Genomic DNA, 23,826 nt, shown 5'->3' with positions numbered 1-23,826 from the left:
CTACGCGAATCTAGCCATCAATTTGACCGTTAACAGGTCAAGTGGCATAACAACAAAATGAATAACTAATAATGATATGCCTATAAGCGCCAATATCGATATCAACATATATTTATTAAAGTTTTTTCTACGCTTTAATTCAGCATTTGTTGAAATATAAGGGATGATCACTAAAGGTCTCATGTTTATAAGTGAAGTTAAAGACTCCACTCCTCGCACCCTTCTATCCAATGCTTCAAGCAAAGCTGCCAATGCCAATGCACCCGCTAAACCCGCGAACAACCCTAAAGCGATTATTTTCTTTCTATTCGGCTTCATCGGCTTATCAGGGAAAAATGGCGGTTCCAGCATTGAAAAGCGCTCTGCTTTATTTTCTTGCTCTAAATTTTCTGCAATTTTTGCATTAATTTGCTTGGATTTAACTTCTTCATATTTAGATTTAGCATTCTCATAATCGCGCATCAAAGTGAAAAGGCCTCTTTCAACTTGCGGGCTTTGGCTCACCTGATTTTGAAGTTGATCAACCCTCGCTTCAAGCGATCTTCTTTGCTGTGCTAACGAGTTTAATCTTGCTTTAGCCGCTTCAATTTGCGCCTGCACTTTTGCTATAACCAGTTCGGTCGCAATATCGCCTCTAGCAGGTTTTGCATCCACCTTTGTTTCTGTGGGATTTTCTAAAGCCTCAATTTTCCTTTTTAACGCGCGAACGGTCGGGTGTGTTTCTTTATACAAGCCTAATGAACGCTCAAGCTCGGCTTTTGCTTTTTCTAATTCAGAGGTGGTACCAATCACTTCACCGCTAGCATTGGTTTTTACGTTGGCTTTAGCAGATGCGAGCTCAACATCCAAATATCTTAACTCCTCTTGTGTGGATTTATAGTCACGGTCAACCTCTTTAATATCTGATTCCGAACGTTGCAACAAAGACATATGCATTTCCATATGTTCCGGTAAAGAGTTTGAATGTTCTTGTTTGAAGGCTGCAACTTTATTTTCTACACCTTCTAACTCTTTTCTTAAATTTTCTACTTCTTGCGTTAAAAACTCAGTAGTTTCAGTTGCACGTTCAGTTCTAGCCTTTACATTTTCGTCCAAAAACAGGGTCACTATTTCGTTAGCCACTTTGTGTGCAACTTCAGGTCTTTCGTATTCAAAACCGACTTTGAAAGCAATTGTTGCCCTACCTCCACCACTGCGCTCGACATCGGCATTTAACAAAATAACCGATATACTTTTCCGCATATCATCTATCAACGTTGATATGGTCGCTGAGTCAATTTTTTTAGGGTATAGATTATATTTTTGAATAATTCGATACAGATTGTCTCGCGTCATCACTCTTTGCTTGATGACTTCAATACGCTCATCGGCATAACTGGTTACAGTCGCTTTAACCACATCATCAGGAATTTGTTGCGACTCAATTAAAATCGTGCCGGTAGATTGATAAGTGGGAGGTAAAAATACCGCTGTTGCAACGGCAACCGACAAAATCAACAAGAAAGCCACTAACATTTGTAGCCATCTTCGTTTAAAAATCGACAGATAGTCGCTTAAAGTTAATTCGTATTCATTCGCCATAAATATTAGATTTCTTAAAACTCTGGTGTATTGTAAGTAAACGTCAGGCCTATAATTTCGCCATCAGCCTCTAAGTTAACATTCTTTTGATTTCTTGTTTCAAGCAATAAGCGCATTTGCCATAACGCTGTTAGGTCGTATGAGTACCAAGTTGAAAAACGGGTAGACTCAAAATCAAGTAACGACTTGCTTTTAACAACACCGTAAGATGCCCCCCACTTGCTGATATCTGAAAGTGCGTAGGTATAACTTAAATTCAATGAATCCGTTTTTTGGAAGCTTCCCAAGCCACTAGGTGATACAGATCGGGATAGTGATCCCTCAAAATTACTTTTTTCACCTATATAGCTTAAATTATTATTTGAAACCCAACCTGAACCAAATGTTGATACCTTATTAACACCAGCACTGGGTGAAAAAGTCCAATTTGGATTAATCAAAAATTTTGAACCCAATAAAAGGTTTTTGGATTTATTGCTAAGAGCACCCGCGCCCTCCGGTTTAAAATCTGTATAACTGAATTGTACGAAGGGGCTTATGGTTTCGCTCCAATCATACGAAAGCGTTGAACTTAAATTTTTTGTCGTTGAATCAAAGAACCCAGAGCCATCGTAAGTTGTTTTAAGGTACTGAGTCGAAACTGATAAGTTCATTCTCTCCGTGAGCAGCCGTGACCAATTCGCAGAAATCGACTTATTTATAGCGCTACCATCAACATCGACTAGCCCTGTACGTTCAAACTCTGTTAAAAGCGAGCTTCTTTTATCATAATGGGCAAGTAACGAAAAATTTCCTCTCTCAAGCTCTCGCTGCCATCCTATATCCACATTAGGATCTTCACGATCAGCAATCAGATTCTTATCGGATGTGCGTTGTACACGTAAACTCGCATTCGTGTACCATCTATCTTGATCCTCTACAGCGGCTATAGAATAAGTAGGTGTTACGCTGTAGCGCCAAATAGATTGTTTTTTTGCAGTCAATCTTGGATTGGTATCATATTGAGTATCAATAGGCAGAGAAGCCTGCTGAAGCACCACCAGCGCTTTTACAGGCATTGAGAATAACATTATACCAATGACTAAAAGCTTGATATTGAATTCCCTAGTATTTAAATAATTTACCAATTTATATATTCTTGAAACGATTCAATGCTTTAAAGTGAGTTACTTTGAGCAATTTAATTAAGCTTAATATTAAGGAACTAAAATAGTATCGCCTGTTTTCAATAGAATATTTGAGTCTAAGTTCTTTCCTTCAATCAACTCATCATAATCAACAGAGATTGTATTTTGAACACCATTGGTAGTGCGTAAGACTTTTAAATCATCTCTATCAGCAAACTTATCTAACCCACCTGCTTGACTAAGTGCCTGCAAGACAGTCAATGGACTAACCAGTAAAATTGCACCTGGTTTAAGCACCTTGCCTATAACATAGACACGATTACCTTCGATATTGGATATCACGACAGTTACTTGTGGATCTGGTAAGTAAGTTTTCAATTTCTCAGTAATGCGCTTTTCAGCCTCTGTTGTCGTAATATTGGAAACATCCACACGACCAGCTAGTGGAAATGTGATGCTGCCGTCCGGCAATACTCTTACTTCTTTTTTAAGGCTTTCCTCACCCCAAACTGAAACATCTAATAAATCACCTTCGCGCAGAGTGTAGGACTCCGGTAGTTCCACACTAAACGCGATATTCGTATATAAAAGCCCAGCTAAGAAAACTGAAAAATAATGCTTGATGTTCATGTGCTACTCCCAGTAAAACAGATAATATTATGTGAAACAATAATATAAAGAAAAAGGCTTGTCGCCCTTTTCTGCAAAAAAGCAGATAATTAAAGTGATTTATAGCATATTTTTGCTAAATGTCTCATTTAGTACAAAAAATATAGTCAAATCCGATAATATTGAATGCTGAATCTTATATTTTCGAGATAATTACTCAATAGCCCAACTGGGTGTCTGGCAAAAGTTATTAATATGCGCCCTTACCAGTGAATGCGTTTACCGTGCGCATTAAAATGGATAAATCCAACCATATTGACCAATTATTAATATATTCAATATCCGACTCAATACGTTTGGTCATTTGGTCCAGCTCTTTTGTCTCGCCTCTGTAACCCCTTACTTGAGCTAGACCTGTAATGCCAGGCTTAATGTTGTGACGCGCATAATAATCACTGATGCGTTGAGAGTATACTTCGTCATGCTGCACCGCGTGCGGCCTTGGTCCAACCAGTGACATATCGCCTTTTAGCACATTAAATACTTGAGGTAATTCATCCAAACTGGTCCTGCGTATAAAAGCCCCTACTTTAGTAATACGTGGATCATTTTTTTCAGCCTGTTTAAGAGGCTGATTATCGCCGGTCGGCTGGTCCACTCGCATACTGCGGAACTTCCAAATACTAAAAGTCTTACCGTTCCAACCAGTTCTTTTTTGCCTAAAAAAGATAGGTCCAGGACTATCCAATTTAACCGCAATTGCCACAGCGATTAACACTGGCGTGATTAGCAATAAAATTAAAAACGAAAGCACTTTATCTTCAATCGCCTTACCAAGTTTACTTAAACCTGTTAAGGGTGTTTCAGAAAGTGTTAATACAGGAATACCTGCAATTTCTCTCACGCTGTGGTTAATCAGCCTTAGTGAAAAAATATCGGGAATCCAATGAATAGAAACATGCTTATCCAGCAAAACGAAATAAAGCTCTTCTAGAACCCGGGAAGATTCCAAAGGCGTGACAATATAAATAGTATTAATGTCATGCGCATCAATCAAATCAGGCAATTCAGCAACTTTACCTAAGTGAATTGTACGGCTTGTTGGGTAATCGTTTAATTCAGACTTCTGGGCTTTACGCTTACGTTTTACCTCTTCCTCAATCGACACATTACCAATCACACGTTCATTCAACCATGGGTTTGAAGTGATTTTATGCTCTAAATAATTTGCCAATTGGCCTTGGCCGACAATAATTACGTTATCCGTCACATGTGAATGCTTGTTAATACGACGATTAACGGTTCTAACGACAAAATGAATGAGACTTTGAACGACAAAACCTACGACGAATAATTCTGTGATGAAAACACGTGAATAGGCATGGCTTTGTTTGGTGAGAAAGCCCAACACAAATAAGGCCAAAAAACTGATTGACCATGCATTAAACAGGCTAAACAGCTTGGCTGCAAAACTTGAACTGGTGCGGTAAATAGCAAAGCGATCGTACATGACAGATACTAAGCCAAGCAAAACCAGCAATAAGATAACGTAATCTTGCGTTAGAAACCCGATATTGGTCTGAATAAAAAACCAAGCTACCCCTAATATAGCAACACCATCCAACAATGGCTGTAATATATTAATGAGGCTACGTCTACGCTGTAGCACAGACCTTGATTTAGATCGAATTACCATAAAACGGAATAGAACCTAGGTTAATCTTTGCGGTGTATATTTAGCAACAGCCTGCGCTCTGCACGATACATCTAGTTTTTGAAAAATACGTTTCAAGTGATTTTTAACGGTGTTGGGACTAATCGTTAAAATCATGCCGATCTCAAAATTGGTTTTACCCGTTTTCACCCAATGTAAAATCTCATGTTCACGCTCACTTAAGCCGCCTAGATTCAGCTCTTCAATCAACTCCTCTTCCGCCACGGGTGTTTCCATATACTCAACACGACGCAATGCAGAATCCACATGTGGCATTAATAGGCCCAAAACAGAATGTTGCACTTGAAATTCACGCGCTTCGTCAAAAAACACATAAATACAATCATTTTTGCCGCGCGTATCACGCACACCATAAACCAATAGTGAGTTCATGCCGACCAATTTACGTGTAAAAGGTGTCGGTGATTGCGCATTGATACCTGCGGCATCAAAGAAATTAATACGGAACCATCTTTCGCCATTATCTAACCAGCGTTGATGTAAATTTGACATGAGATAAGCGAATACGCCAGGCGCGTCTATTAGCTTTTGTGTACGAATATCATCAATATTGGATGACACATCAAAGTTAAGATCACCAGTAGCGAAATCGCCCCAAGCTGCTACTAAGATGTCATGCGGAAGTACTTCATTGACACTGCCTTGTAGCCAATTAAAAAAATCAACATGCTTTTGAACAGAAAATGATTTCTGAATCACTTTAAAAACCTGTTCCCAATTTTGGCTTGTCGTATTGTTGTCCATTACTGCCTGCCTCTCACGATTCATATCGGTTAGATGAGGATGCAGTTGCATTTTTAATACCAACCTTCATATTCATTTTATTGTTTATTTAAATCAGTATGTTATGAAATTTTCTCGGTAAAAAATCTCATACTTTGTGATAAAACATCATCAGTGATGTCATCTATTCGACACTGTACGCCAAATTACTGGCATCTTTTATAATTAATAATTTTTAATAAGTGTCGATCCATTATAAAGCGTAAATGGCAGGCAAGTTCCGCCACCATCCATATACATCCATGCCACAACCAAATACATATCGATTTGGCACAATTAATCCAACATAATCAGCATGAATAGGCTTAAGCACTTCTAGCTTCTTTTCAACTAAAACGGCCACTTTAATTTCTGTCGCACCTAACAGTCTACACTCATCAGCGATTGTTTTTAAGGTAATACCTGCGTCCAAAATATCATCCAATATGAGAACTTTTCTGCCATTAATCTTTTCCTTAGGCCTCACTAACCATTCAACAGCACTTCCTTCTGTACCGTGATAGCGAGTGGCATGTACATAATCGAACTCCAGTGAAAAATGTAGCTGCGGCAGCAATTGCCCCGTAAAGAAAACGCCGCCACCCATTACACATAGCACGACTGGCGACTCATCGGCATAATCTATATTAAGCTGCTTAGCCAGTGTCGAAATCGCCTGATCAACAACCTGCTCGTTATATAGAACCTCAGCTTTTTGAATATAGAGTCGTGGGTCGACCGTGGTCATAAGCAAGGTCTACTGCTTAATCGATTTTAAGTATTGCGCAAATTCTTTTGCAATTTCCGGATGCTTAAGTGCCAATTCAACGTTAGCCTTCATAAAACCCAATTTACTGCCACAGTCAAACCGCTTGCCCGCAAAGCGATAAGCATAAATTGGTTCCAATTGCATAAGATCTGAAATGCCATCCGTCAACTGGATTTCACCGCCTTTGCCAGGCTTAACCTTCTCTAAGCAATCAAAAATTTGAGGTGTTAAAATGTATCGTCCGACCACTGCCAAATTTGAAGGTGCATCTGCCGGCTTTGGTTTTTCAACAATGCTCTTTAATTGCAGTAAATTTTCAGCCACACTGTATGCATCCACAATGCCGTAACTAGCAGTTTCTGATGGCAATACATCTTCCACACCTAATATTGAAGCTTTTTTACTGGCATAAACTGCCGCCATTTGAGCGGTAGCTCCAGGTGCTGCGTCGATTAAGTCATCCGCCAAAATAACACTAAACGGATTGTCGCCGACGACTGGCTTGGCACACAATACCGCATGCCCAAGCCCAAGTGCCTTAGGTTGACGAATAAAGATACAAGAAACATGCGATGGCAAAATCGCCTTAAGCGCCTCTAGCATGGCTTTTTTACCACTGGCCGCCAATGATGCTTCCAACTCACTGGCATTATCAAAATGATCTTCAATGGAACGTTTATTCCGTCCAGTAATAAAAATAAGTTCCGTAGCTCCCGCCGCTATTGCTTCTTCGGCAGCATATTGAATCAGCGGCTTATCAACAACTGGCAACATTTCTTTAGGACTGGCTTTAGTCGCGGGTAAAAAACGTGTGCCCAAGCCGGCCACCGGAAAAACTGCTTTTGTAATCTTATTCATATTAATTTTCAATCTCTCATCTCTCAATGCAATGTAATTTGTTCAGTTGTTATTTCAGCATGTGTAACGCTTTGCAGCTGTGGACTATATTCCTCCGCCCAAAATTTTAACTCACTCTTAATCAGCTCTTCATTCATGCCCTGAGAATGCTCTATCCATTTCAGAAGTTTCTTTACCCAAGCTTTATCAACTGGTCTAGCCAGAGCAATGCGTAATTTCTCGTGTGGAGTCGTAATGGTATGTTCATCATCAGCTAGCAACTCTTCATATAGCTTCTCGCCAGGACGCAAGCCAACATATTCGATTTTAATATCGTCCTCTTGCAAACCAGAAAGTCGAATCATATCAGCGGCTAATGCAGCAATTTTAACGGGTTCGCCCATATCCAATACAAAAATCTCACCGCCGTTACCCATTAAACCTGCTTGCATCACCAACTGTGCCGCTTCAGGAATAGACATAAAATAGCGTGTAATCTCAGGATGCGTAATAGTAATGGGGCCACCTTTAGCAATCTGTTCTCTGAATTTTGGAATGACACTACCACTGCTACCCAGAACATTGCCAAAACGTACAATCACAAATCGCGTGCTTTTAGTCTTGTCCAATTCACTTTCCTGCAAACCTTGGCAGACCATCTCACCCAAGCGCTTGCTTGCCCCCATCACATTCGTTGGATTAATAGCTTTATCGGTTGAAATTAAAACAAATTTCTCTACATTACAATCAATACAGGCCTTGGCTAATGTATAAGTTCCAACGACATTGTTGGCCAGTGCCTCCCAAACATTGCCATTTTCCATTAACGGCACATGCTTGTATGCTGCCGCATGAAATACAACTGTAGGCTGATACTGCCTAACCAACTCTGTCATACGATAGGCATTTTTAACATCGCCTGTCATATAGACCAAATTAATCGCTAATCCTTGTCGGTTAAATTCCTGCTCAATTTTATACAATGCATATTCTGAAATATCCAAACAAACCAATGTACTTGGCTTGTATTTAATAATTTGCCGGCACAGCTCAGAACCAATCGATCCGCCCGCACCGCTCACCATCACGGTATTATTTTCAATTAAATGCTGTAAGCCCGTATTGTCGAGTTTAACTGCATCGCGTCCAAGCAAGTCTTCCACATCAACTTTACGAATTTGTGAAATATTCACTTTCCCGCTCATTAAATCATCAAAAGCAGGCACGGTTAGAACCATCAAACCCGCTTCATTAGCCAGCTCAACCGCATGCTTTCTTACTTGATGCGATGCAGATGGCATGACAACAATGGCATGTTTTGCTTGTAAAGAGCTAGCATAATGCGCTAATCGATTAAGCCCACCCAACACTTTAACACCATGCAACTGGCGACCTTGCATTGTGCGATTATCATCAAGCAATCCAACAACACGCCATTCAGTGCTTCTAGCCAAATCCTTTACTAAAGCAATTGCCGCTTCGCCCGCTCCAAGTAGCAACACTGGCTCACCACGCATGTAGGTGTGGCCATACAGTGCATAATCTTTCCACGCTCGATAAACAAAACGACTGCCACCTATCATTAAAATCAATAATAAGGGATTAAGAATCAGCACAGACCTTGGCACAAAATTATTCGGCTTAAACATAAATACCAAAGTCACTACAAATAACGAAGCAACCAAAATCGCTTTTAAAACACGTTGTAAATCAGGCAAGCTAGCAAAACGCCACACGCCTTTATACAGTCCAAACTGTATAAAAAAAACCACTTGAAGCGGCACTGCCCACAGCATGACTTGTGTGAGTGACAGTATGAATTCAGACGGAATATGGAAATTAAACCGAAGCAGATAAGCAAGCACCCAAGCCAAACACGCCGCGAATAAATCGTGGATAAATGCTGCCGTAATTCGCCAATTAAATAATTTTTTAACCATGCTTTTATTTTTTCGTATTTTAGTTTGGTAAAAGTACATTTTACCTAATTATTTACTTTATAGCTGTAGGCGCATTCTGAACTTGCAAGCACCGCCTATCGATCCATCGCATGATGACTAAATAAGCAATAGCCCAAAAAAATAGCGCTTGCAAAGTGAAAATCACGGACTGTTTAAGTAACATAACGGCTGTAGCGGCAACACATAGCATTAAACTATATTCCGCTATTGCAGTTTTCCTATGTCCCCAGCCCATCTGTACCAAACGCTGATAGTAGTGACTGCGATGCGCCTGCCAAATTTTTGCACCAGCAATTTGGCGCTTAATTAGAGTAACCGTTGCATCAATTATAAAAGGGGAAAATACTAATACTGGAAACCATGCTGGCCACAAAGCATTAAAATAGCCATATACCCCGATTGATCCGGAAAGAAACCCCAGCGGGATTGAACCTGAATCCCCCATGAATATTTTTGCTGGGTGAAAATTAAAAAGCAAAAATGCAAAACAGGCTGCAGCAATTGCACCATTCATCATGGCTAAAGGCACATCGCCCATCACAAAAGCAGCAACTGCATAGCTAGCAAAGCCAAACAAACCCATTCCTCCAGCCAAACCATCAGAACCATCCATAAAGTTATACAAATTAGTCATCCATGTGATGAGGAGTGTCAGCAAGACCATCAACCACCAAGTTTGCTGCGGCAGCATCACGAAAACAAAAATAGCGCTGACTAGAAGCTGTATCAGCAAACGCCATTTAATGGATACATGATAAATATCATCGATTAATGAAATCAGCATTAAACCGAAAGGAAACAATACCCAATGCCAACTAATCGAAATGGCCACCCACGAAGCTACCGTTCCCGCAATAATTGCCAGTCCGCCAATGCGAGGTGTTAGCTTAGTATGCAATGAACGTTGATTGGGTTCATCCAATGCAATATTGGCAATGCGTGTTTTTAAAATTAATACAACTGCGAGTAAGCTAATAAAAAATGACAAGAACAAATACTGCATATTAAACACGTTCATTTTCTAATGATTTTCTATACCAATCAGCCGTCACTTTTAATCCTTGCTCCATAGTAAAAGGTGGCCTCCAATCAAGCTCTTGGTGAATTTTTGAACTATCAATCATTAAAGACTGGGTTAATCTATCAACACTAGCAGACTTACAGGTTAGCTTTGCCAATAACCGCATGATTGAAACTGGAAAAGGCAAAAGATAACTTGGTTTATTTAACGCATTTGCAATTTTATTGATTAACTGTGGCATTGAAGCGTCTTCACCATCACTCACTAAATACGTCTGCCCAGCTGCTTTGGGATGTGAGGCACAGACAATAATTGCATCAACTAAATTATCCACATAAATTAAGCTACGTTTAGCGTTAATACTTGCCAATGGTAAAGGCAATTTTTTATTAACCAATTTGAGCAATGATGCAAAATTGGCTTTAACGCCTGCCCCATAAACTAAAGGTGGACGTAAAATCACCACTTCCATACCAGTTTCTTTTTCAATTTTTCGCAATGCCTTTTCAGCTTCCCATTTAGAAATCGCGTATGGGTCTTGAGGATTCGGTACATCATTTTCAGTAAATGGCTGCTTATTAGTAAACTCACCATTCACTTTTACTGAACTCACAAAAACAAAGCGCTTAACATTCGCCTTAGCAGCTTGCAGGGCAAGATTTCGTAAACCATCAACATTTACATTGGTAAATGCTGCCAATGGATCGTCGGACGGCTCATTCATGACGTGCACTCTAGCAGCAAGGTGAATCACAACATCCACATCTTCTAATGCGCGACTCCAGTCAGTTTTACCGTCAATATCACCCACTTCAATAAAGCCATTTTTGGAGTTTTTATTTGCATAGCGAACTGCACCACTATACTTAATATTGCGATTTTCAAGCGCACTTATCAATACTTGACCAACAAACCCATTTGCACCTGTGACTAATACTTTTAACAAACACTGCTCCTGCATTATGCGTAAAAAACGAAAAACTATAATCCAATAGATTTAGGGTAAAGATAGATGAATCTAGCCGCTAAATAACTTAATGACATAGATACTAAAGCAAATTGGTGTAGAAGCATTTTGTTCAAGGCAAATGTCTTATAAAAATGCCCCAATAAAATAACAATTGGAACTAGTAAAAGCTCTCCAAATCTTGCACCTACCGCAACAAAATCATGAAAAACACACATCAGAATAATGCCACATAGCGTTATTGAAAAAATGGTAGATAAAAATCTATCGTTCATCACTAAATCTCTTAGGTAAACAAATACAGCGCCTAGGAGCACTGTAAAAAACGCAATGAAATAGAGATAAAGTCCAGTCGAGTTCTGTACAACTAACCTATCCTCTTTAAAATAATAAAGATATTTAGGATTGATTGTAGCAATCAGCTCTTTAAGCATATTCAAAACTGAAATATCGAAAACTATCAGCAGTGGTGAAAAAATAAAAGCAAGATATACGATTACATTCAATGGCTTAAAGAAATACAGAGGAAACGCAATCAAGAACAGTAATGCGGTTAAATGTATTTGGCTAGCAATAAGAATCAGTAAAAAGGCGTAAAAGAATTTATGCTCTTTTAAAAAATATAACGCTGGAATAATACATGCAATGGCGAACCCGACCCTTATCGCAGTTCCTTCAAGAAGCAGTAGATAAAAACAGACGTAAAAGAAAGTACCCAAAAAAGCACTTTGCATAATTTTTGATAAGTAGCATAACTTAATCGTCAATAAAATGACTGTTGCTAAAAAAACAAAAATTGAAAATCCAAATAGTTGCCCAAATGCTTTTGATGAAATGAAAAATAATGGCTCTTTGAATACACTGAATGTATTCAAAAAACTATGCCAAGCTACATTTGAAATTCTATTTTCATACATCCAGTTGTAATGTATCCAATCTTTGGAAAAATTAATCGACAAACAGAATGTAATGATTCCCAGCGCAATATAAACAATTACCTCATAGTTATTTTTAATAAAATTATTGAGTTTTGAAAAGTACACTTTCATCTGATGAGTCTTTCAGCAAAATAACGTAACAATAAATATTCAATGACTAATCTGCATGACCAGACTAAACACGCTCCAATAACGCCAAAATTACTGAAAATTACTGGTGCAATCAATATGTAAATCAAAAGTTCTACCAGATAAATTTTTGTAACTAACTTAGGCATACCTTTACCATAAAGATAAATAAGTGGCAGCTGTGACATTGCGCAGAAAAAGATACCCACTGTCTGTATTGGTGCCACATAAACAATACTTTCAGGCACTGCAGAATGACTAACAAAGCTGGCTAAGAATAAAACCAGAAATATTGCTATTAACAAAACCCCAAAAGAAATAATAGCCACACGCTTTTGTTGAGTGCGATACAGCTCTAATATTTTTATTTTGGCCATATTATTTGCAGCAAATATAGGCATCAAAACTATCGCCATTGACCACGGAATAAGTAAATACCGAATAAGAACATCCTGAGATGCAATATATGCAGACAAATCTTCTGCACTAAGGTAGCCAGCCACCATAAACCGATCGCCGTAAACAAATGTGGTTGAAATTAAACCTGATAAAGCAGCCCATACACCATATTTCCATATAGACCTAAAATGATTAGCACTAACACTCACACGCAACAAACTGGGCAGTCGAGTCGTATATAAGTAATATATGAATAAAGCTATGTATCGTGTAAAAACGATAGCTAAGCTTATATAAACCAGACTTTTACTCTCCAATATGATAACTATCATCGGTGCAATAAATATACTTGCGCCAGATATCATTTTACAAATATTGGCTTCTCTGAATTTAGACTTCCCTTCCAATATCCCCTTGAACGTATTAGCAATAACACCTGGCAAGATACCTAATGCGGAAACCTGAAATGCGGATATTGCCTCGTCGAGCAAGCTGTGATTAATCTTCATCCAATATTTTGCAAAGTATGGCACCAATACAAATACGACTACAGTGACGATTAACCCCAATATTGATGCGCTTATAAGTGCAGTCCCTATCAAATCGTCATTACCTGTGCTGTCCTCAGGTTCTGTTTTTGATATTAGGTATGTCATTGTCCTAGACATGCCTAAATCGTATACATAGAAAAAAATGGTGATGGATATGATTAACGAGACGATTGCAAAAAGATCGAAACCTAATATCGAAATCATCAAAGGAATGCTTACTAATGCGGCTACCGCTGGAACAGCTCCCCCGGCCAAACTCCACAATGAGTGCTTATTTAGCATAATTATTTACAACCAGCATTAAAAAATACTAAGAATAATGGCAACTCCAAGAACAATTCGATCTTCAATCGTTCTTCTATATTGGTTGATGAATCTTAGTTTTTTTAGCCTATTAAATCCGTGGCTATTCATAATGACATCACAAGAATTTTGAATATAAATGTCGGCTGTTAATTGTCTGCATATTTTGCAAATTTTGAATACCTCACTTCTGTACCAGCCACTACGCAATCTCGCAAGCCGAAAGCACTTTGCCTTGATTCCTAAATTTACACCCAGCTCATTATTGTCATGTTGTCTGTATTTAACCGTAGGAACGGACGAGATAAACCATTTCTTTCCAGTAGCACGGCAAATTGCGTAGACAAGCCAATCATGGGCGCTAATTTGGTTAATATCAGCATAATTGTCGGAAAGCATAACCTTTATCTCTTGCACCAGCTTTGGTGTTATTAAATAAGTGCTACCTGGCCCAGCTGATTCAAAAAGGAAATCGAGCTTTCTCAAGGGCTTTGATTTATCAATTAAAGCTCTGCTGCCATCCTTCCAGAAAGCAACAGCGTTAGAAGATACGCCATCAGAACCAGTGTCATTGGCAATTTTAGATAATGATGAAAGCTTATTTTTAAGCCAAATATCATCCTGATCAGCTAATGCGACAAAACTACAATCACTCATGTCGGCATCAACTATCAATCGGTAGAAATTTTTTGCCGCTGATCCAAATTTACCTTTGCTGGGCAAAATTGAAATTCGATGGTCCTTTTTAGCATACTTTTCCAGCAATTCAATTGTGCCATCAGTAGACATATCATCTGAAACAATCAGTTTTACATCTACGTCACGCTGGTTCAAAATACTCTCCAGCTGCTCTGAAAGCCATTCAGCGCCGTTGTAAGTTGCTAATAAAACAGTTATTTTTGGTATTGTATTTTTTATCATTATTTTTATATTAATCTAAACATTAGGATATAAAACCTATCCAATTACACTGAAATTGGTTTTTTAAACGCTTAGCCACTCTTTTAACTCTCTGTTGTATCGCTTAATAACTTTCGCAGGAACACCTGCCGCGATGCATTCTGCGAGTATATTATGCGTGACAACTGATCCAGCACCAATGATTGCACCCGTACCGATTGTAACTCCAGGCATTATGCAGACATTTTCACCAATCCATACTCTATCTTCAATAATTACAGGTGAAGAAAATAATGGTCTAGCTGCTGGAGGTATGTCGGGACTAGACATGTCGTCAGCTTGATTGTATCGCCCGTGATTATGGTCACTGATGAATACTTTACTGGCAATTAACACATCATTACCGATACGGATGCTTTCAATCGCCCCTATATGAACATAATCGTTAATCTGTACCCGCTCACCAATCACTATAAGCTTAGTTTTTAAATTGCTGCTACTAAATGCATCCAACCTTACCCCAACTCCTGTCGTAAATCCGCTTCCCCAAGAGATTGAATTTTTTCCTCGAATGTAATATGGCACTCTAATAAGTCTTGCAGGTCGAAAAAGTACTTTCGTTACAATCCAGCTTATTGTTAGCTTTATTAAGCCTATTAGATCATAGCGTTGAAATATAGATGGCATATATACCCCGTTTCTTAAGAGTTAGGCCTTACAAAAAACTGTGGGATTCTAGAGGCTATCTTCTTGATGTTGAAAAGCAGCGAAATGGATAGATGATTTTTCTTACAAGCTTTGTATGCCTCAATATTACCCTTAATTATGTTTACAATTGAGTTATTACTTACTCCACCAACGCGCATTTTGATAAGAATTTTAGGTATATGCACTGATTTTATTCGGTATATTTCCAAGAACCGCATAGTTAACTCAAAGTCCGCCTGAATCTTGTAATCAAGATCAAAACCACCTAACTCTTCATAGACCCCGCGCCTTACAAAAAATGTAGGGTGCGCTGGCATCCAACCATCTTCAAACAACCCCGGTACAAAAGTACGAGATTTCCAGTAACGAACAATTTTATTTGTATCCTTCTTATCAACATATATTAAGTCAGCATAACAAGCATCAACTTCCGAATCAGAAAATACTTCAGCAATCTGCGCAAGCACAGTGTCGTCTACATAAAAGTCATCTGAATTAAGAAACCCAACTACATCCCCTGTAGCAAGCACTAAACCCTTATTCATCGCATCGTAAACACTCTTATCAGGCTCAGAAACAAAGCGAGATATGTTTGACGCTGCACGGACAATATCCATTGTGGAATCACTTGAATTTCCGTCCACGACGATATGCTCTTTATCAGCATATGATTGACTTGCGACAGAGGTAATTGTGTCGCCTATGGTTTTAGCACTGTTATAACAGACAGTAATTATGGAAATTTTCAAAATAGAGGACTAAATACTTGGTAATCGGTAGCATGAAATAAAAGCGAGTGCATTTACAATCATATAAATAATTTTAGATAACTTTGTACCTACAGACCCTGCCTTCTCTAAGACTTTAATTAAATGTCCAATTAATTTCAGATAGTAAGCTCGAAACGAATGTTGACCGAATTTAATTTGCTCGAAGATTGCCAACTCCATGATTCGCCCAGCTCTTACTGTCATCGATTTATTATTTCCATGAAGGCGATACCCGGCAACTGGCTTTGTTAGCTCTAGCCATGAGAACTTCTGATATGCAGCGTAGAAAAAAACAACATCAAAAACAAAATGAAAACTCCTAGGCCAATCAATTGATTCGTAAACTTCCTTTTTCCAGAAAGTAGCTGGCTGTAAAACAGCTGTACGGTATTTCATCAAATGAAAGCCATCTAATGGGTGATAGCGATAGTTAATTGGCTTAATCCAGCTTCCTTTATCATCCAAATAATATCCAGAAAAACTGACCAAACTTATTTTTTTGTGATTTTCAAAGGCTCTAATGACAGAAACAAATACGTCATTACATAAGTACATATCATCAGCATTTAAAAAACAGAATATATCTCCTGTCGCAACTTCAAATGCTTTTTGAATGGCATCAGCCTGCCCATTGTCATCGGTGCTAACAAGGCGGAAACGACTATCCTTCAAACAGTAATCCTGAATAATTTCCAACGTACCATCTTTTGAGCCGCCGTCAGCGATAAGAACTTCAAAATTCGAATATGCCTGCTGTTGAATACTCATTAAACATTCATCGATATATTCACGGTAATTAAAAGATGGGACTGCAATACTTATTTTCAAAACTGATCCCTTGATTAAACGTTTTTTGTCCAATGACGTGGCTTTTTCATTATTAAGCGGCCCACATCAAGTAATTTTCTAGCTTTATCTTCACCCAATACCTGCCAAATAAAAGTTCTGATATAAACTCTGACTAATGCAAAAAACCAGAAAGGTCCAGGTATTATTAGCTGATTTTTTTTCTGTGCGATTCTCAACTCATTGATTATAGTTAAAGAATTGGATGTTTTGCTACCTACCCCATCCTGCGTCATATATGCAATTGGTAATGGTATAAAGAAAGCTGCTTTAGTTTTCAGCTCTCTCAATAAAAACTCATAATCCCCAGCAATCTTGAAGCTTTCATCAAAATTACCATGCTCTACAAATAATGATTTATGCTGAAATACACCTTGATGAGGAATTGTCATCAATTGTTTGTACCGTCTACCTACAACCTCCCAAGGCTCGCCACGGGTATATAAATAATTTCCACTAGTTGAAATATATTTGACTTGCCCATAGACAACTTTATGCTTTTGCGGGATTTCATTTAGATAATGGTTAACATGGTCTAATATATTCATATCGATAAAGTAATCATCTGCTCCAAGAAAGTAAATCCACTCACCCTCTGCTTTAACCAATCCTTTGTTCCAGGCATTGTAAATGCCAGTATCAGGTTCTGATATCCAGTAAGAAATAGATTGACTGTTTTTCTTTATTATCTCAATTGAATTATCTGTTGAATTTCCATCAATAATTATCAGCTGTTTTCGGCTGAAGTTTTGTGAAACCACACTATCTATACATTTTTGCAACGTCTTATCTGCGTTGTAAACAGCAATAATAATAGTGAATGTTGGCAACTTATTCATTAGGAGATGCTTCTTGAGTAATAGCAAGGTGTGCTGCTTCCAGCACTTCTTCAATTGAAACCGAGCCAATACAAGGAACTGGCCCAGACCAATCATGCGGCTGGTTACATTTCCAATTGCAACCAAAGCATGGCATATTATAACTGACTGATAATGGCTTAATGCCAGCTAAATCTTGAGGATAAGGCATAAAGCGCCCATAATGCCCGCCACCCAAAATACATACTGAAGGCGTTGAGACAGCCGCAGAAAAATGGATCGCAGAAGTCTCATTTGCTATTAATAACCGTGCCCCCCGAATGACCTCTGCAAACTCTAACAATGATGTTTTTCCCGATAAGTTAAGGCAGATTGACTCACTGGAACTAGCTACTGCCATGCATAACCTAAAATCAGCACTAGATCCGCATAACACGGGTTTCCAGCCATAAAGTGTATGTATTTTATCTAGCACATAGGAAAAATATTCAATTGGCCACTGCCTGCCGTGCCATGATGCTGCAGGAAAAATGATGAAATAATCATTAGTTGCTTCCAAACTGACATGCTGTTTTGTTAACCTAGGTAACACTGGTAGTTTTGCACTATAGGGCTGCTTGGATAAGTTACGAACAAACTCCGCATTGCGACAGAGCTCCATTAAAGGCTTTGATTGAGCAGGCACTAAATAGGTATACCATTTATCTGAAATAACTTTATCAAGGGTAGTTATATTACTGACATCGCCAGCCGAACCAATACGCTGCAATGCACCTGTCGCTCGAATAACACTGTCGCCGCGCAAGAGTAAGCGAGAAAATGTAGGCTGAATCGCAACTTCAAAACCCAACTTGTGAATATTGCGAAGTATTTTCCAGCGATACAGAGGCTTTCGTGCAAATAGTTGTAAATCAAGGTGTAAAACTTCATCCCAGTAAGGCAGCTCTGCTGCCAAGTCAGCCCACACATTATTAGCAATTAAAGTAATTTTATAGTCTGGATACAGGCGACGATATTCTTTGGCTGTATCAAGCCATAGAATGAAATCACCAATAGCATCTAGTCGCACAAGCAACAATGTTTTTGGGGCGATATTCTTTACAGTTAACGTTACAGCTTTATCTAAAAATATCAGAACACGTTTAATTAAGTTTTTCGTCGCGTTATTCATGCTCACTAGATTACTGTAGATATTTTTTCAACATATGCGCTTCTCGCTTTACTGCGTACCTCTTCTACTTCATCTCGATAGGTATGCTCTCTAGCCAATAAATCATCAATCATAATATCAATCAACGCACCGTCTACATCTTCAACGTAATGAGGTAACAGATTAAGATTTTTAATCATCAAAGCTCTGCTATCATTACCTATTACGGCAGCTGGTTTGCCAAATGACGCCATCATAAAACCAGCATGCACACGATTCACTATTGCAAACCGAGCAGCGGCATAAAAATTCATAAATGCGACATGCTCATTCGGAACAATATAGGTTTCTACATCAGGCACTATCTCTTTAGCCAGTTTTTCTTCGCTTGACGTATGGCATGCCGCGATAACGCGACCATGACGCTGAAGTTTTTGTACGATTAAGGCGAAATTCTTACGCCATTTATATGCATCAATATTTTGAGAAAAGGTGTAATGGCCACCATTTTCCATAAAATTCACTACGATATACTCACCTTTCTTCGGTGCGATATTTAAGTAGTCACGAGCAAAAATAGACGTGCAAGGTAAAACATCTGCATCTCTACCCGCTATATTCAGCATCTTTTTTGCTAGGTCATCACGCAATAGTGTCAAATCACAAGCATCAAAAAACTCAGCAATATAAGCTTTACATTTAAGGCAAGTTTCTACTTCAATTCCGTTTGAATGATAGGTCTGGCAACTCCCACCAGCAATGTTAAGGAATTTACGCCCACGTCGATCAGGTAAAAAACGCTTCTTAATCAAGGGATCAAACCACTCATTGTTAGCACAGTGCGCCAGATTGGGATGGCACCAATAAACAGGAGCTCCGCTCTGGATTAATAAATCAGCATCTGTAATTCTATTTTTTGAACGCATGACGCGAAAAACCGGATCGGAAACCCGCGAAATACGTAGATTTCTTAAATTTTCCTGACCATAAACAGCAGTAACTGGCGAATGTTTGTGAATAAGTTCAATCTGCTGAATTGGTGCAACATCTCGTAAAACTGAAAGAATGCCCTCTCGGACAAAGTCATCGCCAATGTTATGGCGAACTGTTGTAATTATTGATGCTGTCTTCATAGTAATCTACTTATAAATGTTTTACGATGACCGCAGGATTGCCACCCACAATTACGTCAGCTGGTACATCTTTAGTAACAACACTACCTGCGGCTACTATTGATCTTTTACCTATCGTAACCCCTTTTAAAATAATACTTCTCATGCCAATCCAAACATCATCATCTATAACAATTTCCTTTGTTTTAATTGCACCCCAATTTTTATCACCCCGTGGTTTTCCAAAAAGCCTTTCGATTGCAAAATCAACGTCAACTCGCCTATCTTCATAGTTTATCGAGTGCGAGTTGCCATCTTGAATGACAACATCTCGTGCTATTAATACATTACTTCCAATAATAACTTTGTTCGCAGAAACTATTTGACTGCCACCTGAAATGAATGTTTTTTTACCAATATGTATTTCAGAGGTTTCTCTTTCGCAAATCAAGAGCCCCCCAATCAAAGAACCCTCACCAATTGCCCATTTACCCCCGCCATATAGAGAGGCTATAGAGGCTGTTGGTAAAAAATAACTACTTTCGAAAATATTATTTAAATACCAGCTGGCTTTATTAAAATTCATTACTCGCAATTGGCGTATTGATTGCAAAACATCTCTTAATAGACCGTTTTTTGCACATACATTAACTGGCTTACTACCGCCTAAAAATTCTGTCATTCAAAACTCCACTGATTTTGATTGTTACTTTAGATCTTGTTAGATTTCAAAATAAGCAATAATTTTAAAGCTGCTTAGAAGTTGTCCACTGGGTATTTTGTTTACAAAAGTACTGATAGCTCTACCTAAGATTTAATCTAGCCGCTCGTTGATAACTACTTCTCACTTGGTTGCGTAAGCAATAAAGTTGGTATCAGCTCTTTTAGTGATAACTTTTGAAAAACCAATCATTTGCAACTCTTTTTCCATACTTTGCCTGGTCCATCCATATTTATGGCAGAAAAATTGCGGGAATTTTTTTCTTGATTCATCCATTTCCACATCGTGTCCCTGAGAAATATCCTGCCCTCCAAATAGCAAGTTGAGTTTTTGATCAAGCTTCAACCGCCAGCTTTTAATAATATATTCGGCATCTGGCACTCGGATTTCAACTTGCCCTCCCGCTACAAGAAGCGCGTAAAAATCACTCATAATTTGCACGGCTTCCCAATGATAATGATGTTCGATTATGTCATTTGCCAAAATATAATTAATCTCACCCTTATTGAAGTAAGTTAGCAATGTTTCAGAGCTTATGTCGATGACTTTATCCACCCTAGCTAATGAGTTACTGCCATCGACATTTATAAATCCCTCACGATAATCAGTTCCACAACCTATGTTCAGCTTCAATTTTCATCCTTTACTGTAGCTTTAATAATACTTAGAAAAAACAATGCACGAGTTTTTTGTAAAAAAATCACTCTTGATTTTTGGGAAAAAAAATCTGACAAATAGGACACCATAATGCAAGAGAGCAAAGTGGCTAGTGCAGCGCCTTTTGGTCCATAGAGCGGAATCAAATATATATTCAAAAGCACATTAACTGTAAGTCCCATTAAATTTCGTTTTAATGCGAGTAAGTTATGGCCCTCATTAACAAACCATCGGCCACTTGAAAAACCTAACCCAACAAAAACACTCGCCCAAATAAGAATGGCAAGGACAGGCCCAGCTTGACGGTATGCCTCTCCGAACAGTAGTAAAACGACCCAATCTGACAAAAATGTCATCGGTATGGCTACTAATAACCCCAACCATACTGTGACATCAAAAAGCTTTTGCAGCCGATGGTAATACAGCGCCTCACTTGTATTCTTTGCCTCAATAATCGATGGAAAGACTGATGCTATGATTGCCAGAGGGACGAAATACCACACTTCGCTAATACGCACAGCCGCCGAGTAAATACCAACGGCCTCATTACCCAACATTTGCCCAAGCATAATTTGATCAATTCGTGTGTAGGCCATAATGGCTAGTGCAGAAATAAGAAGCGGCCAGCTATCCTTAATTAGGGTTTTAACGCGTTGCCTTTCTACTTTCCACCTACGCAAACCACTTTCACGCCACATATACATGCCGAGTAAAGCAACTGACACCAGTACTATTTCTGCAAGTGCCATCCATACAAAATGTATAAGCGTGGCTTGATTAAGTATAAGCGCAATTTTTATAGCAGAAAAAATTAGAAATACTATATTCTCAACCCAGACAACATATTTGGATTGCACTTGCGATTCAAACCAGTATTTCACTACTTCAGCAGCTTTAAACACTAAGCCAAAGCCAAGCACTGCAACGATTAATTTAATAATGGCATCTTCGGGACGAATATATCCAATAGCAATCACTGCCATAAAAAAAGCCAATACTCCGCCGATGAGTTGCAACAGAAATGTCGTGCCAAGCGTGGTATTAACATGCTGTGGATCTTTAACCAAGTCGCGCAACACAATCCCATTGAGCCCAAGAGTAGCTACAGCACCAAAAATGGCAACAAAAGCAACAGCGTAGTTAAACAAACCAAATTGCTCAGGCCCTAGATATCGCGCCACCCATACCCCAACCAACAAGCCAACACCCATACGCAGTATTCGGTCAAGAAATAGCCAGCCCGTGTTAGCAAATGCTTTTTGCAAATTAGGTCGATCACCTAATCTTTTTCGCAGTACCACGGGTAAATAGCGTAGCCAAGAAGGACGAAGAGGATGCATTGACTAATCTTATCTAAACAAATAGATAAACACTAAACCTTAAAGGTAATATCAAGCTGCAATATTTTCATGAAGTGAGATGAAACTTATATTTGGAAATGCAATATAACCATTATTAACCATGACTATTATTTAACTAAAATCTTCGTAATAGCTTTTGAAATCCTGATAAGCACTTCTTAGGCCATTGGCAAAGTTTGTGTGTGCATGCCATCCCAGTTGATTTAATCGACTAGAGTCCATGAGTTTTCTCATTGTTCCGTCTGGTTTAGTTGTATCGAAAACAATTTCACCGCCAAAGCCAACCACGTCTTTAACTAAACTGGCTAATTCCTGTATAGTTAAATCATTGTTACTGCCCAAATTTAACAAAGGGGGCAGTCCATCGTTTCTATCTTTCGCTAACAATGGCTTAAAGACACCATCTGCTAAATTAAGAACGAATATGCAGGCTTCAGCCATGTCATCACTATATAAAAATTCACGCTTTGGTGTGCCTGTGCCCCATACTGTGACAGTGGCTTGGTTATTCACTTTTGCTTCGTGAAATTTACGAATAAGCGCAGGGATAACATGACTGTTTTCTAGATGATAGTTATCACCTGCGCCATATAAGTTTGTTGGCATCACTGCTAAATACTGCGTGCCATATTGCCTGTTATAGCTCCAGCACATTTCAATACCCGCAATTTTTGCCAAGGCATAAGGCCGATTTGTTCGCTCTAAAGGACCTGTTAATAAATATTCTTCTTTAATTGGCTGCTGGCAGTCGCGCGGGTAAATACAACTAGAACCTAAAAATAGTAATCGCTTAACACCGGCTAAATAAGACTGATGAATAACATTGGCTTGTATAGCTAAATTCTCTTGAATAAACTCCGCTGGATAGGTGTTGTTTGCATGTATGCCACCCACTTTGGCGGCAGCTAGAAATACATACTCTGGCTTTTCCGTTGCAAAAAAATCAGCCACAGATTGTTGATGGGTTAAATCAAGTTCTGCATGTGTGCGCGTCACAATATTGCTATAGCCTTGCAAATTTAATTGCCGCATAAGCGCAGAACCAACCAAACCGCGATGCCCTGCCACATAAATTTTTGCGTTTTTATTCATGC

Annotated in this window: 23 protein-coding genes; all 23 read right to left on the bottom strand. The window is 38.8% G+C overall.

The annotated features are described in order from the left end of the window. Positions 1-1,581: a GumC family protein gene (locus tag K370_RS01565; protein WP_047537395.1), complete on the bottom strand. Its 1,581-nt coding sequence runs from the start codon at positions 1,579-1,581 to the stop codon at positions 1-3. Between the two features lie 14 nt (positions 1,582-1,595). After that, complete coding sequence (locus tag K370_RS01560; RefSeq protein ID WP_235272652.1) at positions 1,596-2,708, bottom strand: hypothetical protein; 1,113 nt, start codon at positions 2,706-2,708, stop codon at positions 1,596-1,598. A gap of 69 nt (positions 2,709-2,777) precedes the next feature. Continuing rightward, the gene (locus K370_RS01555; protein WP_047537392.1) at positions 2,778-3,338 is read right to left on the bottom strand and encodes a polysaccharide biosynthesis/export family protein; all 561 of its coding nucleotides are present in this window, start codon (positions 3,336-3,338) and stop codon (positions 2,778-2,780) included. Positions 3,339-3,567: 229 nt separating this feature from the next. After that, positions 3,568-5,013: an undecaprenyl-phosphate glucose phosphotransferase gene (locus K370_RS01550; RefSeq protein WP_047537389.1), complete on the bottom strand. Its 1,446-nt coding sequence runs from the start codon at positions 5,011-5,013 to the stop codon at positions 3,568-3,570. Between the two features lie 15 nt (positions 5,014-5,028). Next, positions 5,029-5,847, bottom strand: a complete 819-nt coding sequence (gene epsA, locus K370_RS01545; RefSeq protein WP_235272651.1) for an XrtB/PEP-CTERM-associated transcriptional regulator EpsA — start codon at positions 5,845-5,847, stop codon at positions 5,029-5,031. 181 nt (positions 5,848-6,028) lie between these two features. After that, on the bottom strand, positions 6,029-6,562 hold the full coding sequence (locus K370_RS01540) for a hypoxanthine-guanine phosphoribosyltransferase (RefSeq protein WP_047537386.1): 534 nt from the start codon (positions 6,560-6,562) through the stop codon (positions 6,029-6,031). 9 nt (positions 6,563-6,571) lie between these two features. Beyond that, positions 6,572-7,441, bottom strand: a complete 870-nt coding sequence (gene galU, locus K370_RS01535; protein ID WP_047537385.1) for a UTP--glucose-1-phosphate uridylyltransferase GalU — start codon at positions 7,439-7,441, stop codon at positions 6,572-6,574. 23 nt (positions 7,442-7,464) lie between these two features. After that, complete coding sequence (locus K370_RS01530; protein ID WP_047538760.1) at positions 7,465-9,360, bottom strand: polysaccharide biosynthesis protein; 1,896 nt, start codon at positions 9,358-9,360, stop codon at positions 7,465-7,467. Between the two features lie 52 nt (positions 9,361-9,412). After that, on the bottom strand, positions 9,413-10,399 hold the full coding sequence (locus tag K370_RS01525) for an MraY family glycosyltransferase (RefSeq protein WP_235272650.1): 987 nt from the start codon (positions 10,397-10,399) through the stop codon (positions 9,413-9,415). After that, positions 10,386-11,348 (bottom strand): UDP-glucose 4-epimerase family protein, encoded by a 963-nt coding sequence (locus K370_RS01520; RefSeq protein ID WP_235272649.1) that lies wholly within the window; start codon positions 11,346-11,348, stop codon positions 10,386-10,388. Before K370_RS01520 ends, K370_RS01525 begins: the two co-directional genes overlap by 14 nt. 35 nt (positions 11,349-11,383) lie before the next feature. Further along, positions 11,384-12,418 (bottom strand): EpsG family protein, encoded by a 1,035-nt coding sequence (locus K370_RS01515; protein WP_047537376.1) that lies wholly within the window; start codon positions 12,416-12,418, stop codon positions 11,384-11,386. Further along, entirely contained in the window at positions 12,415-13,668 is a 1,254-nt protein-coding gene (locus K370_RS01510) for an oligosaccharide flippase family protein (protein ID WP_047537373.1), read from the bottom strand. Before K370_RS01510 ends, K370_RS01515 begins: the two co-directional genes overlap by 4 nt. A gap of 18 nt (positions 13,669-13,686) precedes the next feature. Then, positions 13,687-14,610 carry a glycosyltransferase gene (locus tag K370_RS01505; RefSeq protein ID WP_047537370.1) on the bottom strand — a complete coding sequence of 308 codons (924 nt, stop codon included), beginning with the start codon at positions 14,608-14,610 and terminating at the stop codon, positions 13,687-13,689. Between the two features lie 63 nt (positions 14,611-14,673). Continuing rightward, positions 14,674-15,276: a DapH/DapD/GlmU-related protein gene (locus tag K370_RS01500; RefSeq protein WP_088177642.1), complete on the bottom strand. Its 603-nt coding sequence runs from the start codon at positions 15,274-15,276 to the stop codon at positions 14,674-14,676. Between the two features lie 14 nt (positions 15,277-15,290). Then, positions 15,291-16,046 carry a glycosyltransferase family 2 protein gene (locus tag K370_RS01495; RefSeq protein WP_047537367.1) on the bottom strand — a complete coding sequence of 252 codons (756 nt, stop codon included), beginning with the start codon at positions 16,044-16,046 and terminating at the stop codon, positions 15,291-15,293. Positions 16,047-16,055: 9 nt separating this feature from the next. Beyond that, complete coding sequence (locus K370_RS01490; RefSeq protein ID WP_200883412.1) at positions 16,056-16,928, bottom strand: glycosyltransferase; 873 nt, start codon at positions 16,926-16,928, stop codon at positions 16,056-16,058. Next, complete coding sequence (locus K370_RS01485) at positions 16,910-17,752, bottom strand: glycosyltransferase family 2 protein (protein ID WP_052185126.1); 843 nt, start codon at positions 17,750-17,752, stop codon at positions 16,910-16,912. Before K370_RS01485 ends, K370_RS01490 begins: the two co-directional genes overlap by 19 nt. Further along, entirely contained in the window at positions 17,745-18,902 is a 1,158-nt protein-coding gene (locus K370_RS01480) for a glycosyltransferase family 9 protein (RefSeq protein WP_052185125.1), read from the bottom strand. The genes K370_RS01485 and K370_RS01480 overlap by 8 nt, the downstream gene beginning before the upstream one ends. A gap of 5 nt (positions 18,903-18,907) precedes the next feature. Further along, positions 18,908-20,014 carry a polysaccharide pyruvyl transferase family protein gene (locus K370_RS01475; RefSeq protein WP_047537364.1) on the bottom strand — a complete coding sequence of 369 codons (1,107 nt, stop codon included), beginning with the start codon at positions 20,012-20,014 and terminating at the stop codon, positions 18,908-18,910. Between the two features lie 10 nt (positions 20,015-20,024). After that, positions 20,025-20,675, bottom strand: a complete 651-nt coding sequence (locus K370_RS01470; RefSeq protein ID WP_052185124.1) for an acyltransferase — start codon at positions 20,673-20,675, stop codon at positions 20,025-20,027. 162 nt (positions 20,676-20,837) lie between these two features. After that, the gene (locus K370_RS01465) at positions 20,838-21,347 is read right to left on the bottom strand and encodes a class I SAM-dependent methyltransferase (protein WP_047537361.1); all 510 of its coding nucleotides are present in this window, start codon (positions 21,345-21,347) and stop codon (positions 20,838-20,840) included. Then, positions 21,344-22,711, bottom strand: a complete 1,368-nt coding sequence (locus K370_RS01460; protein ID WP_047537358.1) for a flippase — start codon at positions 22,709-22,711, stop codon at positions 21,344-21,346. The genes K370_RS01465 and K370_RS01460 overlap by 4 nt, the downstream gene beginning before the upstream one ends. Positions 22,712-22,843: 132 nt before the next feature. After that, the gene (locus K370_RS01455) at positions 22,844-23,824 is read right to left on the bottom strand and encodes a GDP-L-fucose synthase family protein (RefSeq protein ID WP_047537355.1); all 981 of its coding nucleotides are present in this window, start codon (positions 23,822-23,824) and stop codon (positions 22,844-22,846) included. Positions 23,825-23,826: the final 2 nt, after the last annotated feature.

Origin of the sequence: Methylotenera versatilis 7, assembly GCF_000799165.1 — a bacterium.
Taxonomy (GTDB): domain Bacteria; phylum Pseudomonadota; class Gammaproteobacteria; order Burkholderiales; family Methylophilaceae; genus Methylotenera_A; species Methylotenera_A versatilis_A.
The sequence above is the reverse complement of the archived record's forward strand: the minus strand, read 5'-3'. Positions and strand labels throughout refer to the sequence as shown.

Coding starts and splice junctions, on each gene's coding strand:
- K370_RS01565 (WP_047537395.1), bottom strand. CDS start 1,581: ATGGCGAATGAATACGAATTAACTTTAAGCGACTATCTGTCGATTTTT.
- K370_RS01555 (WP_047537392.1), bottom strand. CDS start 3,338: ATGAACATCAAGCATTATTTTTCAGTTTTCTTAGCTGGGCTTTTATAT.
- K370_RS01550 (WP_047537389.1), bottom strand. CDS start 5,013: ATGGTAATTCGATCTAAATCAAGGTCTGTGCTACAGCGTAGACGTAGC.
- epsA (WP_235272651.1), bottom strand. CDS start 5,847: ATGCAACTGCATCCTCATCTAACCGATATGAATCGTGAGAGGCAGGCA.
- K370_RS01540 (WP_047537386.1), bottom strand. CDS start 6,562: ATGACCACGGTCGACCCACGACTCTATATTCAAAAAGCTGAGGTTCTA.
- galU (WP_047537385.1), bottom strand. CDS start 7,441: ATGAATAAGATTACAAAAGCAGTTTTTCCGGTGGCCGGCTTGGGCACA.
- K370_RS01530 (WP_047538760.1), bottom strand. CDS start 9,360: ATGGTTAAAAAATTATTTAATTGGCGAATTACGGCAGCATTTATCCAC.
- K370_RS01525 (WP_235272650.1), bottom strand. CDS start 10,399: ATGAACGTGTTTAATATGCAGTATTTGTTCTTGTCATTTTTTATTAGC.
- K370_RS01515 (WP_047537376.1), bottom strand. CDS start 12,418: ATGAAAGTGTACTTTTCAAAACTCAATAATTTTATTAAAAATAACTAT.
- K370_RS01510 (WP_047537373.1), bottom strand. CDS start 13,668: ATGCTAAATAAGCACTCATTGTGGAGTTTGGCCGGGGGAGCTGTTCCA.
- K370_RS01505 (WP_047537370.1), bottom strand. CDS start 14,610: ATGATAAAAAATACAATACCAAAAATAACTGTTTTATTAGCAACTTAC.
- K370_RS01500 (WP_088177642.1), bottom strand. CDS start 15,276: ATGCCATCTATATTTCAACGCTATGATCTAATAGGCTTAATAAAGCTA.
- K370_RS01485 (WP_052185126.1), bottom strand. CDS start 17,752: ATGAATAAGTTGCCAACATTCACTATTATTATTGCTGTTTACAACGCA.
- K370_RS01480 (WP_052185125.1), bottom strand. CDS start 18,902: ATGAATAACGCGACGAAAAACTTAATTAAACGTGTTCTGATATTTTTA.
- K370_RS01475 (WP_047537364.1), bottom strand. CDS start 20,014: ATGAAGACAGCATCAATAATTACAACAGTTCGCCATAACATTGGCGAT.
- K370_RS01470 (WP_052185124.1), bottom strand. CDS start 20,675: ATGACAGAATTTTTAGGCGGTAGTAAGCCAGTTAATGTATGTGCAAAA.
- K370_RS01460 (WP_047537358.1), bottom strand. CDS start 22,711: ATGCATCCTCTTCGTCCTTCTTGGCTACGCTATTTACCCGTGGTACTG.
- K370_RS01455 (WP_047537355.1), bottom strand. CDS start 23,824: ATGAATAAAAACGCAAAAATTTATGTGGCAGGGCATCGCGGTTTGGTT.